Source organism: Haloarcula sp. Atlit-47R, assembly GCF_003665985.1.
GTDB lineage: Archaea > Halobacteriota > Halobacteria > Halobacteriales > Haloarculaceae > Haloarcula > Haloarcula taiwanensis.
The window spans coordinates 401,645-416,108 of the sequence record NZ_QPLQ01000001.1; the positions used below are offsets into that span (position 1 = coordinate 401,645).

Below are 14,464 nucleotides of genomic sequence, written 5' to 3' on the forward strand. Positions count from 1 at the left end.
GAGGGTATGACACAGCAGTCTGGCCCAGACACCGGCCACGACGTCGGGACGCCCTCAGAACAGTGGCGCGAGTACCAGGGTGCGCCCACCGGCACTGATATCGAGTGTGAAGGGTGGCGACAGGAGGCCGCGCTACGGATGCTGAACAACAACCTTGACCCCGACGTCGCCGAGCAGCCCGAGAAGCTGGTCGTGTACGGCGGAACCGGGCGTGCGGCCCGATCGTGGGACGCCTACGACGCCATCGTCGACGAACTCCGCGAACTCGGCGCTACCGAAACACTCCTCGTCCAGAGCGGCAAGCCGGTCGGTCGATTCGAAACCCACGAGAAAGCCCCCCGTGTCCTCATCGCGAACTCGAACCTCGTCGGCAAGTGGGACACCTGGGAGCACTTCCACGAACTCGAAGCAAAGGGACAGATCATGTACGGCCAGATGACCGCCGGTTCGTGGGCCTACATCGGCACGCAGGGCATCATCCAGGGGACCTACGAGACGCTGGCCGCACTTGCCCGGAAACACTACCCAGAGAACGACGGCCTTCGCGGGAAGATTGTCGTCACCGGCGGTCTCGGCGGAATGGGCGGTGCGCAGCCGCTCGCGGTGACGATGAACCACGGCGTCTGTATCGCGGCCGAAGTCGACGCGGACCGTATCGACCGGCGCATCGAGACGGGGTACTGCCAGGAGAAAACCGACGAGCTCGCGACGGCCATCGAGCGCGCACAGGCGGCCGCGGCGAACGGTGAGCCCTACAGCGTCGGCGTCCACATGAACGCCGCCGACATGCTCGCGGAGATGTTGGACATGGGGTTCGTCCCCGATGTAGTGACCGACCAGACGAGCGCACACGACGAACTCGAAGGGTACTACCCCGCTGGCTACACTGTCGAGGACGCCGACCGGCTCCGCGAACGCGACCCCGAGACGTATGTCGCAGAGAGCCTCGATACGATGTCGCGACACGTCGAGGGCATTCTGGAACTGCAAGACAGGGGAGCCATCGCCTTCGAGTACGGCAACAACATCCGTGGACAGGTCGAGGACCAGCGCGACCTCGACAGCGCGTTCGACTTCCCGGGGTTCGTTCCCGCGTACATCCGCCCACTGTTCTGTGAGGGCAAGGGGCCGTTCCGCTGGGCCGCGCTCTCGGGCGACCCCGCGGACATCCACCGGACAGACGACACGGTCAAGGAGCTGTTCCCGGAGAAGGACGACCTCCACCGCTGGATCGACCTCGCTCAGGAGCAGGTATCCTTCCAGGGGCTCCCCTCGCGAGTGTGCTGGCTTGGGTACGCGACCGAGGACGGGCTGACCGAGCGTGCCCGCCTCGCGCTCCGCATCAACGAACTCGTCGCTGACGGGGAGATTTCGGCACCCGTCGTCGTTACGCGGGACCATCTGGATGCCGGGAGCGTGGCCTCGCCGAACCGGGAAACCGAGGCGATGAAAGACGGCACTGACGCCGTCGCCGACTGGCCGATCCTGAACGCCCTGCTGAACTGTGCCGCCGGCGCGGACATCGTCAGCGTCCACGACGGCGGCGGCGTCGGCATCGGCAACTCCCTGCACACGAACAACCACGTCGTCCTCGACGGGTCTGATCTCGCAGCCGAGAAGGCCCGCCGTGTGTTCACGACCGACCCCGGGATGGGCGTCATTCGCCACGCCGACGCCGGTTACGAAATCGCACAGGAAATGGCCGACGAGAACGACGTCGCGGTCCCGATGCGTGACCGCAACCGCGACCGATGACTGACCTGACAGCCCCGTCGCCGTGGACCGGCCCCTCCGGCGACCCAAACGACGAGCAGTTCGGCGACATCGTCGAGACGGCCACGCTCGCGACCGCGTCTGAGTACGACGCTGTACTGGTGGGAGAGCCGTACGATAGGGCCGTCATCGGACGGTCGGGCGCGCGTGCCGGTCCGGCGGCTCTCCGACGCGAACTCGGCGGAGCGAAGACGCATCACATCGAACGCGGACCGGTCCGCTCGGTCGCCGACCTCGGCGACATCGAGATTCCGGCCGGCGGCGTCGAACGGGTCCAGAGCGCTGTCCGCTCGATGACTGCCGAGATTCACGCGACGGGCGCAGTACCGGTGTTTCTCGGTGGCGATAACTCACTGACGTTCCCGAACGCCGCGCCGCTGGTGGCTCACGAAACGGTCGGCGCAGTCAGCTTCGACGCCCACCTCGATTGCCGCGCCGTTCGGGACGAGCCGACGAGCGGGACGCCGTACCGGCAGCTGCACGATGCAGGCCTCGACGCACTGGCCGTTGTCGGCGCGCGCCACTTCGAAACCTCGACGGCGTACCACGACTACCTCGCCGAGCAGGGCGGGACAGTCCTGCCGCCGGCGTCGGTGGCCGGTGATCCAGCCGGCGCGGTGGACGACGCGCTCGACGCGCTTGGTGACGTAGACGCCGTCTATGTTAGCTTAGACCTCGACGTGCTCGACGCCACAGCCGCGCCGGGCGTGAGCGCGCCGACGCCGGGCGGCATCTCGACACGGGAACTGTTCCGGATGCTGGGCCGCGTGGCGTCGGACAATCGTATCGCCGGCTTCGAGGTAGTCGAGTGCGCGCCGCCGCTGGACGCCGGGGACCGGACCGCCCGCGCCGGGGCCCGCGCCGTCGCACACTTCCTCAGCGGCCTTGGAGGTGACCGATGACAACCCTCGATGCGGTGGTCTACGGCGCGGCCGAACTCGTCGCCGGCCCGGCAGCCGACGGCGGCAGTCTGGAGACCTACGAGAACGGCGCAGTCGCCATCGTGGACGGCACTGTCGCCGCTGTTGGTCCAACCACGGAGGTGACTGCCGAGTACCCGCCGGAGAACGCCGGGCACGCTGTCAATGCCGACGGTCAGGCCGTCGTTCCGGGCTTCGTCGACCCCCACACCCACGCGCTGTTCGCCGGCGACCGCTCGGACGAGTTCGCCGCCAAACTGCGCGGCAAGTCATATCAGGACCTCCTCGCAGCGGGCGGCGGCATCCTCAGAACGGTCCGAGCGGTCAGGGAAGCCGACGAGGAAACGCTGCTGTCGAACCTGCTGGCCCATCTCGACACCATGCTCGCTCACGGGACGACGACAGTCGAGGTGAAGTCCGGCTACGGACTCGACACGGAGACGGAGCTACGGATGCTCCGAGTTATCGACAGGGCCGACGACGTTCATCCCGTCGACGTGGTCCCGACGTTCATGGGCGCACACGCTGTTCCCGAGGGGTGGGACGCCGACGACTACACCGCGGCGGTCGTCGACGAGCAGCTTCCGGCTGTCGAATCGCAGGGCATCGCCGAGTTCTGCGACGTGTTCTGCGAGGAAGGGGTCTTCTCGGTCTCGCAGTCCCGACGGGTCCTCGAAGCAGGCGCGGCCGCGGGGCTGACACCGAAGGTCCACGCCGGGGAACTGGCCCATATCGGCGGGACGCAGTTGGCGGCGGACGTGGGCGCGGCCAGTGCCGACCACCTCCTGCACGCGACCGGCGAAGACATCGACGCGCTTGTCGACGCTGGCGTGACGCCGGTGTTGCTACCCGGGACAGCGTTCGGTCTCGGCGCAGCGTACGCGGACGCGACGGCGTTCCGCGACCGGGGTGCGCCCGTCGCGGTAGCGACGGACTTCAATCCGAACTGCCACAGCCACAGCATGGGCTTTGCGCTGTCGCTGGCCTGCGTCGAGATGGGACTGACGCCGGCCGAAGCGCTGGTCGCTGGGACGAGCCACGCCGCGCTCGCACTGAACAGGACCGGCGGACTTGGGACGCTTCGTGCGGGTGCGCCCGGTGACGTTGTCGTCCTTGCCGCGCCGAGTCACGTCCACATACCCTACCAGTACGGGACCAACGTCGTCGACACTGTCCTGAAAGACGGCTCAGTCGTCAGCACCCCAACGCATGAGTCATACGACCGGGGGGTCAACCCATGACCGCCGAAGTTGTCCTCGACGGCGAGTCGCTCACGCCCGCCGACGTGGTCGCCGTCGCCCGGAACGGCGCGACCGTCACGGTTGCCGAAACCGCTCGCGAGCGAATCCGTGAGTCCCGCGAACGCGTCGAGAGCGTGCTGGACAGCGGCGAGGCGGTGTACGGCGTCACTACCGGCTTCGGCGATCTCGTCGACGAGCGCATCCCACACGCGGACCTCGACGACCTCCAGCGGAACCTTCTCCGGAGCCACGCCGCCGCGGTCGGACGGGAGTTGACGACCGAGGAAGTCCGGGCGATGATGGTCACGCGGGCGAACACGCTGGCGAAGGGGTATTCAGGCATCCGTGAGTCCGTCGTCGATCTGCTGGTGGCGATGCTCGACGCTGGTGTCCACCCGGTCGTCCCATCGCGAGGCAGTCTCGGTGCGAGCGGTGACCTCGCCCCGCTCGCACATATGTCGCTGGTGCTCATCGGGGAGGGGGAAGCCGAGGTCGAAGGGGACCGACTCCCCGGCGACGAGGCGCTCGACGCAGTCGGCCTCGAACCGGTGACGCTCCGGGCCAAGGAGGGGTTGGCGCTCATCAACGGGACACAACTGACCGTCGGCGTGGCCGCACTCCTCCTCGCCGACGCGGAACGGCTGGTCGCCGCCGCCGACATCGCCGGTGCGCTCACGACGGAGGTGACCCTCTCCTCGACAGTACCGTCCCACGAAGCCATCACCGACGTCCGGCCCCACGCCGGCCAGGCCGCGAGCGCGCGAAACATCCGGCGGCTGACGGCCGACTCCGATGTGGTCGAGTCCCACCGAAACTGCGACCGCGTGCAGGACGCCTACGCGATGCGCTGTCTGCCGCAGGTCCACGGCGCGGTCCGCGACGCCGTCGCCCATCTCCGGGAGGCCGTCGAGGTAGAACTCAACAGCGCGACCGACAATCCACTGGTATTCCCCCGCGAGGCGGTTGGGGACCGGGCCTCCGGCTCCGACAGCGCGGGCGTGCTGTCCGGCGGGAACTTCCACGGCGCGGTACTCGCCATGCGCCTCGACTATCTGACGAACGCGCTCACCGAACTCGCGGCCATCTCGGAGCGCCGGACGGACCGGATGCTCAATCCGAATCTGCAGGAGCCACACCTCCCGCCGTTTCTCACCGAGCGAAGCGGCGTCCGGTCGGGCTACATGATCGCACAGTACACCGCTGCCGCACTGTTGAACGAATGTCGGTCCTTTGGCCGGCCCTCGATGGACAACACGCCCGTCAGCGGCAATCAGGAGGACCACGTCAGCATGAGCGCGCAGTCGGCCTATCTGGCCCGAAACGCGGCCCGAAACGCCGCCGCGATTCTCGGCGTCGAGCTGTGCTGTGGGGCACAGGCCGCTGATTTCGTCGACGATGCCCTCGAACTGGGCGTCGGTTCGGCCGAGGCCTACGACGCCGTCCGTGCAGTGGTCCCGAAGCTGACCACAGACCGACCGGTCCACGAGGACATCGAGGCCGCGGGCGCGCTTGTCGAGTCACCGGCCTTCACCGAGCGGGTTGCTGCGGCCCTCGACGAGGAGCTAGAGTGAGCCGTCCTCAGGGCCCGAGCCCCAGGTCCGCGGTGCCCTCAGCCCCCTGATAGCGGTCGCGGTCGTCCCAGTCGGCAATGCTCGAATGCGTTTCCCAGACGGCGGTTTCGAGGTGCGCCTGCGTTATGTCCGAGCCGTCTCGCAAGGCGTGACGCGCCGCGTCCTCGGCGACGAGTTCGAGGTCGCTGGCGGCGTAGCCAGCCGTCGGCTCGACGATGGCGTTCCAGTCGATGTCGCCGGCGACGGGTCGGTCCTGTAGATGAATTTCCAGAATCTGTCTTCGAGCCTCAGCATCCGGCGGCGGGACCTCCACGCGCTCGTCGAAGCGGCCGGAGCGCCGGAGCGCCGCGTCGATGTCCTCGACGAAGTTTGTCGCGGCGACCACGACGATGTCCTCGGCCGCCGCGCCTTCGAGTTCGGTGAGCAGCTGATTGACCAGCTGTTGCTCGCTCGTGTTCATCGAGCCGCGTCGCGAGCCAGCGATACCGTCGATCTCGTCGATGAACAGCACGCAGGGAGCGTTCGCGCGGGCCACCTCGAACACCTCGGCGACGTTGCGGGCCGGCTCGCCCATCCACTTGCTCGTCACGTCTGCCGGGCTGATTTCGACGAAACTGTGGCCGAGTTCGCCCGCGAGCGCACCGGCGAGGTGGGTTTTTCCGCAGCCGGGCGGGCCGTACAGCAACAGTCCGGACAGCACGTCGATGCCGTACTCGGCGTAGGCGTCGGCGTTCGCCAGTGGGTCGAGGACCGTGTCTTCGAGCCGCTCCTTCAGTTCGCCCATGCCGCCCACGTCTGCGAAGTCGCGTCCGGGGTCAGTCTCGACGAGCGAGCTGGCCTGCAGGTCGACGCCGTCGGGCTGGACGACGCCGTTTTCCGCGACCATCTCGGGGTCGACCCAGTCCGGGATGCTGGTGTCGGTCTCCGCGGCGGCCTGCAGCAAGTGGTTCGTCCCGATGGGGGCGTCCGCCCGCAGTGCCTTGCGGGCGGCGTCCTCCGCGAGGAGTTCGATGTCGCTGGCGGCGAAGCCGGCGGTCTCCTCGACGACTGGGTCCAAATCGATGTCGTCGGCCGTCGGCCGGCCGGCGAGGTGAATCTCGAGAATCTGTTTTCGGGCCTGCGGGTCCGGCGGCGGGACTTCCACCCGCTCGTCGAACCGCCCCGAGCGGCGGATGGCGTCATCCACGTCTTCGACGAGGTTCGTCGCGCCGAGCACCACCACGTCCTCGTCGGCGATACCCTCTAGTTCGGTCAGCAGTTGGTTGACCAGTTGCTGCTCGCTGCTGTTCATGTTGCTATCGCCGTCACGCGCGCCAGCGATGCCGTCGATTTCGTCGATAAAGAGGATACACGGGGCGTTCGCGCGGGCAATCTGGAACAGCTCCTCGACCTTCTGTGCGGGTTCGCCCATGTACTTGCTGGTCACGTCGGCGGGCGTGACCTCGATGAAGGCATGGTCGACCTCGCCCGCAAGCGCGCCGGCGACGTGGGTTTTCCCGCACCCGGGCGGGCCGTGCAACAGGACGCCGTTGACGACACCGATGCCGTACTCCTCGAAGGCACTCGGGTCCTGCAGCGGCCGGACGACCTTGTGGTTGAGCGTCTCCAGTAGCTCTGACATCCCGCCCACGTCGGCGAAGCTTCGGGACGGGTTCGGGTCGACCAGCCCGTCGGCCTCCATGTCGACGCCGTCGGGCTGGACCACCGTCCCATCGTCCGAGGGTCGCTCGCGGTTTATCGAGGGCGCGCCGTCGTTGCTGTCGGAGCCGGAATCACCGCCCGTCCCGGCCGAGCCGGAGTCGTCGGACTGGTCGATCCGCTCCCGAATGTTCCGTTCGAGCCGGTCGGGGTTGACCTCGTAGCCGTACTCGGCCAGCCGTCGGGGTTCGGCGCTCAAAAACTCCGCGAGCCAGCCGTGGCGTTTGAGGTCCTCGGTTGAGGCGTCCGGGTCCCGGAACGTGACGAGCTTGACATCCGTGCTGTCAGGCGAGTGGTACTCGGCGAGCCAGAAGGGGAGGTAGAGCCGGTCGACGGCGGTCACGCCGTCGAACCCGTCGGGGTCGAAATCACCGGGCAGGCCGTAGGACTCGCGCAGCTTCCGGAGGAACACGTTCGCCGCGCCCGAGGCGGAGTCGTGGCGCTGTTCGCGGTACTCCGCGACACGCTGGGGCAGTAGCGACCGGGCGTCGTCGTCGGTGACCTGGAACTGCAACAGGACCGAGCGACCGAGCGCCGGGTCGCTACGGCCGAAGTCGTAGTCGCTGGTCGCCCGCCGGACCACCGCGTCGGTGTCGTCGACGTACTGGGCGACGGCCCGGTCGTTGTCCGCCCAGAGGCCGTCGAGAAACGCCGTCTCGGATTTGCTCGTCGTGCCGAACAGTCTGCCCTCGCCGGTCTCGTACTCGTAGTCGACCTTGAACACCGGATAGAACACTCGGTGGAGCCGTTCGAGTCGCTCGGTATCGCCGAAGGCCGTCATCGTCCGCTGGTCGAGCGTCTCTCTGACGGCCTCCTCGTCGGGGACCCGCCGGTCGGCGTAGATGTACGGCGGCAAGCTCATTCGAGGTCGCCCTCCCGAATCCGCCGCTCGGCGGCGGTCAGGGCGCTGTCGGCGTCGAACGTGTCGATAGCGTCCTGCTGGGCGGCCGGGTCGCCGCGGAGGTCACGGGCATGCTCGGTGATGTTCGGTATCGCGCGAATGATGTTGTCGATGATGGGGACCGCCGCCACCTCTGCCGAGCGGCTCTGAGGGTTGAGGTCAATGACCAGTTCCGTCTTCCCCATCTCGCCCAGCGCCTCGGCGCGGTCGCCGTCCTCCAGCGGGACGAGCACCACGTCCGCCGCGCCGATGCCGTCGGCGTCGACCTTCGCGCGCTCGTGGTCGAGGCCGGGGATGCGCCCGTCGGCGGTCAGCCCCTTCACGTCTGTCGCGCCGTGTTCGCGGAGGTACTCGGCGATGGCCTCGATGCGCTCCTCGGTTCGGTTGAACAGGTTCACTTCGAGGTCAGCGCCGGTCACCTCGGCCAGTTCGACCAGTTCGGCGGGGACCAGCGCGGCGGCGTTGCCGTTGACCGAAATCACGGCGTGGTCGGCGGAGAGGATGTGTGCCGCAGCGGCACGCTCGGCGTCGTCGGCGCTGTCGAGCGTGTGTTCACCCAGCAGGTAGTCGAAGGCCTCGCCACGGCCCTGTGCGATGAGGCCCTGTCGGGAGGTGATACCGCGGTCGACGCCCGCCTCGATCCGGTGGCGGGTCAAAAGCGACTCGTAGCGGGGGTGGCTCTCAGGGAGATCGACGTCATCGCTCATGCGTTCCAGTGATACCTCCCTGTACTAAAGTCGTCCGTCAGGGGTGCGTCCCGGTCATCGACGCATGTCTCACCACCGGACGGCCACGGCTAGCTCCGGAAAAGGTTATCTGCGGGTCAGCACAACTCCGTGCCATGGATACCCGACAGGCGCTGCTTGTCGACGCGTTCGCTGCGGAGCCGACGGCCGGCACACCGACCGGCGTCGTGCCCGATGCCGACGGACTGACTGCAGACCAGATGCGGGCCGTCGCCAGCGAACTGGGGGCCGCCGAGACAGCGTTCGTCTTGCCGGCGGAAGACACCGACCGCCAACTTCGCTGCTTCTCGCCGACCGAGGAACTGGCACAGGCGGAGACGGCAGTGGTCGCCGCGCACGCAGCGCTCTCCGAGCGTGGTGAAATCAGCGACGGCGAGTGGACGGTCGCTACCGCCGCCGGCGAAGTCGCTGTCGAGACAAAACAGAACGGGATGGTCTGGGTCGAACAGGGCCGGGCCGACATCACCGAAGTCGACCTCCCCTACAGTGATGTTGCGGACGCACTCGGTCTCGACGAAGCCACGCTCAAGGACGTGGGCGCTGATCTCCCGCTCGTGACGGCCGACACGGGCGAGCCGTGGCTCATGGTCCCAGTCAACTACTTCGAGCATCTGAGCGCTCTCAGCGTTGACGTGGCCGCCGTCGCCTCACTCTGTGACCGCTTGGACGTAGCCGGCGTGTATCCGTTCACGTTCGACACCGTCGGTGCCGACGCGACGCGCCGGTCGACGTTCCACGGACGCGCCTTCCGAGCGGGGAGCCGGACCGAGGAACCGGTGACCGCGGCGGCCTCGGGGGCCTGTGCGGCGTTTGTCCGCCGCTACGGCGCGCTTGATGACACTATCGAGCAGATTATCGCTGAGGGCGGGCACTTCCGTGACAGACCCGGGACGGTATCAGTCGATACTGACGGGACCGAGGTGTGGGTCGGCGGGCGCGCCGTCACTGCACTGGACGGCACAGTGACCGTCCCCGCTGTCGACGACGATGACATCATCGAGGCGTGACCACGCAACCGCACCGGCGGCGTGACCGCCTAATTCACTCGAAATCGAGTGAAGAGCGGCCGCATCACTGGCTGTAACCGGAACTTCCTTAATTGTCGTTGGAGATGGTACGAATGAGTCCATGCCAACACTGTGGCTCGATGAAATCGGTGCCGACGACCTGGCGCGGGTCGGCGGCAAGGCGGCGTCTCTCGGAGAACTGACCGGAGCGGACCTGCCCGTTCCGTCGGCGTTCGTCGTTACCGCCGACACGTATCGGTCGTTCATCGAAGCAACTGGAATCGACGAGCCGTTATTCGAGGCCGTCGATGTCGACAGCGACGACTCGCAGGCACTGGCCGAGGCGGCTGAACGCGCCCAGGAGTTGATCCTAGAGACCGACACCCCGCCGTCGGTCCGCGAGGACCTGCTGGCCGCCTACGACGAGATGGGGGACGAGGACGTGGCGGTGCGGTCCTCGGCGACCGCGGAGGACCTCCCGGACGCCTCCTTCGCGGGCCAGCAGGACACGTACCTGAACGTCTCGCGTGCAGACCTCCTGCAGCGAGTCAAGGAGTGCTGGGCGTCGCTTTTCACCCAGCGGGCCATCTACTACCGCAACGAGAACGACTTCGCCCACGACGCCGTGGACATCGCCGTCGTCGTCCAGCAGATGGTCGACGCGGAGAAATCGGGCGTCATGTTCACCAGCCATCCCTCGACCGGTGGTCCGACGGCCATCATCGAAGCTGCCTGGGGACTGGGTGAAGCGGTCGTCTCCGGCGCGGTCTCGCCCGACAACTACATCATCGACCGCGAGACGGGGACCATCGACGAGGTGACTGTCGCCGACAAGAAGGTAATGTGTGTACGGGGCGAGGACGGCGAGACCATCGAACGCTCCGTTCCCGAAGAGAAGCGCAACGAACGAGTCCTCTCCGACGAGGAGATACACCGGCTCCTGGAGGTCGGCGAGCGCGTCGAGGACCACTACGACACTCCACAGGACGTGGAGTGGGCAGTCTACGAGGGCGAGGTGTATCTGCTCCAGTCCCGCCCGATTACTACCATCGACGACCCCGAAGGAAGCGCCGGCTCGGCCAACGAAGCCGAGAGTCAGCCGCCGGGGGCGCAGTCGGGCGTCGCCGACGGTGGGGCGATGGAGAGCCAGTCGGAGTCGGTCCGGCTCTCCGGCATCGGCTCCGCGCCGGGCCGGGTCACCGGCGTCGTCCGTATCGTCGACAAGCTCGACAACCTCGACAAGGTCGAGGACGGCGACATCATCGTCGCCGAAATGACCACGCCGGACATGGTACCGGCGATGAAACGGGCAAACGGCATTATCACCGACGAAGGCGGGATGACAAGCCACGCCGCCATCGTCTCCCGCGAACTCGGCGTCCCGGCCGTCGTCGGCGCAGAGGACGCGACACAGAAGCTCCGTGACGGCGAGACGGTCACGCTCGACGGCGACAAGGGCACAGTCGAGAAAGGGGCGAAGGTCCCGGAGACGAGCGAAGACGAGGACGACGCCGGGGCGGTCGAGGGACACTCGCCGGTCAAGCCGATGACCGGAACGGAAGTCAAGGTCAACGTCTCCATTCCGGAGGCCGCCGAGCGGGCCGCCGCGACGGGGGCCGACGGCGTCGGTCTGCTGCGAATCGAGCACATGATTCTCTCGACGGACAAGACGCCCGCCCGCTACGTCGAGGACCACGGCGAGCGCGCCTACGTCGACGAAATCGTCGAGGGCGTCCGCTCGGTCGCCGAGGCGTTCTACCCGCGGCCGGTACGGGTCCGCACGCTCGATGCCCCCTCCGACGAGTTCCGCCAGCTCCAGGGCGGCGAGGACGAACCCAGCGAACACAACCCGATGCTGGGCTACCGGGGCATCCGGCGCTCGCTCGACCGGCCAGGCGAGTTCAAGCTCGAACTCCGCGCGTTCGAGCGCCTGTACGACCTCGGCTACGACAACGTCGAGCTGATGCTGCCGCTCGTGACCGACGCCGAGGACATCCTGCGGGCGAAGTCGCTGATGCAGGAGGTCGGCATCGACCCCGAGAAGCGCGACTGGGGTGTCATGGTCGAGACGCCGGCGAGCGCGCTGTCCATCGAGGAAATCTGTGACGCCGGCATCGACTTCGTCTCCTTCGGGACGAACGACCTCACCCAGTACACGCTGGCCGTCGACCGCAACAACGGCAACGTCGCCGACCGATTCGACGAACTCCACCCGGCCGTCCTCGAACTCATGCGCCAGGTCATCGGGACCTGCCGCGAGCACGACGTGTCGACGAGCATCTGCGGACAGGCCGCCTCGAAGCCACAGATGGTCGACTTCCTCGTCGACGAGGGAGTCACCTCCATCTCGCCGAACATCGACGCTGTGCGTGACGTACAACACGAGGTCAAGCGCGTCGAACAGCGCCTGTTGCTGGAATCGGTCCGCTGAGGCCGCCGCCTGACGTAGCCAGCAGGTTTTTTTGCGCCGTTCGCCTCGTTGCGGTATGGCACCCGAATCGACGCCGGAAGCCAAGAGTATCAGCTCCGGCGTGTCGTACATCCCATTCGGCATCCCTGGGCTGGACGGACAGGTCCGCGGGATTCCGACCGGGAGCACGGTCCTGCTGGCGGGGGCCTCCGACGCGGGAGGCGACGCCTTCACGTACACCAGCCTCGCCACGCTGATGCTCGCGAAACACCGCCCGGAAATGGTTCCGAACGGCATCGCCCGGCGCAGCGAGGCAATTCCAGAGTCGGTGACCTACATCACGCTCTCGCACGACCGCGAGCACGTCTACAGCGAACTCGACGCCGTGCTCGACGGCTACCAGTTCGATACGCTCACCGATAACATGGCCGTCGCCGATTTCTCCCAGCGGTTTATGGAGCTGTTGCCAGTCCCCGAACCACTGTTCGATGCCCGCCGGAGCGACGCCGAAATCGAACAGCCCGACGCGGAGCTACCGGAGCGAAAGCCTGCTTCGGAGACGTTCGAGAAACTTCTCTCCGATATCAGCGACCGGGTGAGCGACGCCGCAGAGACGCTCATCGTCATCGACTCGCTGACCGACCTCGAACGGGCGACGGAGTTCGGCCTGCCACAGAACCACGAGATCGCGTTCCTGATGGGGCTCCGGGAGGCGGTCGTCAACTGGGGGAACGTAGCCTTCGTCAAACTCGACCGACCCGCCGGCGACGTGCGGTCGGACGCGCTCATTCATGGGCTGTTGCACGGCAGCGTTTACTTCTACTCCAACGACAAGGGCTTCGAGACGTATCGGACCATGCGGGTCGGCTCCTTCGGCGGCGCGCTCGACTCCGAGCGCCAGACTGTGTTCGAGTCGCTGATCGGTCCCACAGGCTTTCGCGCGAAGGCGACGAAGAAAATCGGGCCGTCGAACTGGTAAGTCGGCTGTGAAGCGCGCTCCCGGACCGAGTACGAGTGGCTCTACCGCCTGACTACGGTCAGGAAGAATAAACAGCAGACAACGGACACGCCCGAGCACAACGGCTAAACCACTCCCCCCTCTATACTGGCGATAGATGCTCCAGCGGGCAGAGCCACAGGACTTCGAGCGCGTCCTCTCGTCGATGTGTACCGTGCCACACCCGTCGGCACGCGAAGCGGCGGAACGCTTCCTCGCGACGAACCCCGGAGACCCGGGTACGTACGAGACCATCGCCGATCTGGAACGCGAGGCCGTCGACTATCTCGGCGGGATGACCGGCCTCTCGGACCCCGCGGGCTACGTCGCCTCGGGCGGGACAGAGGCCAACCTGCAGGCGATACGCATCGCCCGTAATCGCGCCGATACAGACGACCCAAACGTGGTCGCGCCCGTCCACGCGCATTTTTCATTCACGAAGGCCGCTGACGTGCTCGGGGTTGAGTTGCGGACTGCGCCGGCAACGGACTACCGTGTCAACATGGCGGCGATGTCGGAACTCGTCGACGAAGACACGGTGTGTGTCGTCGGCGTCGCCGGCTCGACCGAGTACGGCTACGTCGACCCGATTCCGGCCATCGCCGACCTCGCAGAAACGGTCGATGCCCTCTGTCACGTCGACGCCGCGTGGGGCGGCTTCTACCTTCCGTTCACCGACCACGACTGGCACTTCGGCCACGCGGACATCGACACGATGACCATCGACCCCCACAAGGTCGGACAGGCGGCGGTTCCCGCCGGCGGACTGCTGGCTCGGGACCGGTCGCTGCTCGACGAACTCGCCGTCGAAACGCCGTATCTGGAATCGACGGACCAGCTCACGCTGACGGGGACGCGGTCGGGCGCTGGCGTGGCCTCGGCTGTCGCGGCGATGGAATCGCTGTGGCCGGCAGGCTACGAGCAACAGTACGAAACGTCGATGGCCAACGCCGACTGGCTGGCTGACCAGCTATCAGCGCGGGGCCACGACGTGGTCGGGCCCGAACTTCCGCTTGTCGCGGCCGACCTCTCGATGCCGATGACCGACGAACTGCGGGATCGCGGCTGGCGGGTCTCGAAGACCGGGGCCGGTGAGATGCGCGTCGTGTGTATGCCCCACGTCACGCGGTCGATGCTACGCTCATTTGTCGCGGATCTCGACTGGTACTGAGCCGCTGGCCTCGATTGGTACTGAATCGC

Annotated in this window: 10 protein-coding genes; 8 read left to right on the top strand and 2 right to left on the bottom strand. The window is 67.1% G+C overall.

The window, feature by feature from the left end:
- Nucleotides 1-6: 6 nt before the first annotated feature.
- Genes hutU through hutH form a run of 4 tightly spaced genes read left to right on the top strand, consistent with a single transcriptional unit; the run spans nucleotide 7 to nucleotide 5,505 of the window.
- Nucleotides 7-1,755: a urocanate hydratase gene (gene hutU, locus DVK00_RS02130; protein WP_121577154.1), complete on the top strand. Its 1,749-nt coding sequence runs from the start codon at nucleotides 7-9 to the stop codon at nucleotides 1,753-1,755.
- Nucleotides 1,752-2,675: a formimidoylglutamase gene (gene hutG, locus DVK00_RS02135; protein WP_121577155.1), complete on the top strand. Its 924-nt coding sequence runs from the start codon at nucleotides 1,752-1,754 to the stop codon at nucleotides 2,673-2,675. Before hutU ends, hutG begins: the two co-directional genes overlap by 4 nt.
- On the top strand, nucleotides 2,672-3,934 hold the full coding sequence (hutI, locus tag DVK00_RS02140) for an imidazolonepropionase (RefSeq protein ID WP_121577156.1): 1,263 nt from the start codon (nucleotides 2,672-2,674) through the stop codon (nucleotides 3,932-3,934). Before hutG ends, hutI begins: the two co-directional genes overlap by 4 nt.
- Nucleotides 3,931-5,505, top strand: a complete 1,575-nt coding sequence (gene hutH, locus DVK00_RS02145; protein ID WP_121577157.1) for a histidine ammonia-lyase — start codon at nucleotides 3,931-3,933, stop codon at nucleotides 5,503-5,505. The genes hutI and hutH overlap by 4 nt, the downstream gene beginning before the upstream one ends.
- A 7-nt stretch (nucleotides 5,506-5,512) precedes the next feature.
- Here hutH and DVK00_RS02150 read toward each other — a convergent pair whose 3' ends face one another.
- A complete protein-coding gene (locus DVK00_RS02150) occupies nucleotides 5,513-8,065 on the bottom strand; it encodes an AAA family ATPase (RefSeq protein WP_121577158.1) in 2,553 nt (850 codons plus the stop codon).
- Complete coding sequence (locus DVK00_RS02155) at nucleotides 8,062-8,811, bottom strand: 4-phosphopantoate--beta-alanine ligase (RefSeq protein ID WP_121577159.1); 750 nt, start codon at nucleotides 8,809-8,811, stop codon at nucleotides 8,062-8,064. The genes DVK00_RS02150 and DVK00_RS02155 overlap by 4 nt, the downstream gene beginning before the upstream one ends.
- A gap of 134 nt (nucleotides 8,812-8,945) precedes the next feature.
- Here DVK00_RS02155 and DVK00_RS02160 point away from each other — a divergent pair, with 134 nt between their 5' ends.
- From DVK00_RS02160 to mfnA, 4 genes are all read left to right on the top strand, one after another.
- Complete coding sequence (locus DVK00_RS02160; protein ID WP_121535258.1) at nucleotides 8,946-9,857, top strand: PhzF family phenazine biosynthesis protein; 912 nt, start codon at nucleotides 8,946-8,948, stop codon at nucleotides 9,855-9,857.
- Between the two features lie 121 nt (nucleotides 9,858-9,978).
- The gene (gene ppsA / locus DVK00_RS02165; RefSeq protein ID WP_121535260.1) at nucleotides 9,979-12,288 is read left to right on the top strand and encodes a phosphoenolpyruvate synthase; all 2,310 of its coding nucleotides are present in this window, start codon (nucleotides 9,979-9,981) and stop codon (nucleotides 12,286-12,288) included.
- A gap of 55 nt (nucleotides 12,289-12,343) precedes the next feature.
- Nucleotides 12,344-13,246: a chemotaxis protein CheY gene (locus DVK00_RS02170; protein ID WP_101350730.1), complete on the top strand. Its 903-nt coding sequence runs from the start codon at nucleotides 12,344-12,346 to the stop codon at nucleotides 13,244-13,246.
- 136 nt (nucleotides 13,247-13,382) lie between these two features.
- Nucleotides 13,383-14,435, top strand: coding sequence for a tyrosine decarboxylase MfnA (gene mfnA, locus DVK00_RS02175; RefSeq protein WP_101350731.1), 1,053 nt, complete (start codon nucleotides 13,383-13,385; stop codon nucleotides 14,433-14,435).
- The last annotated feature ends 29 nt before the right edge of the window (nucleotides 14,436-14,464 follow it).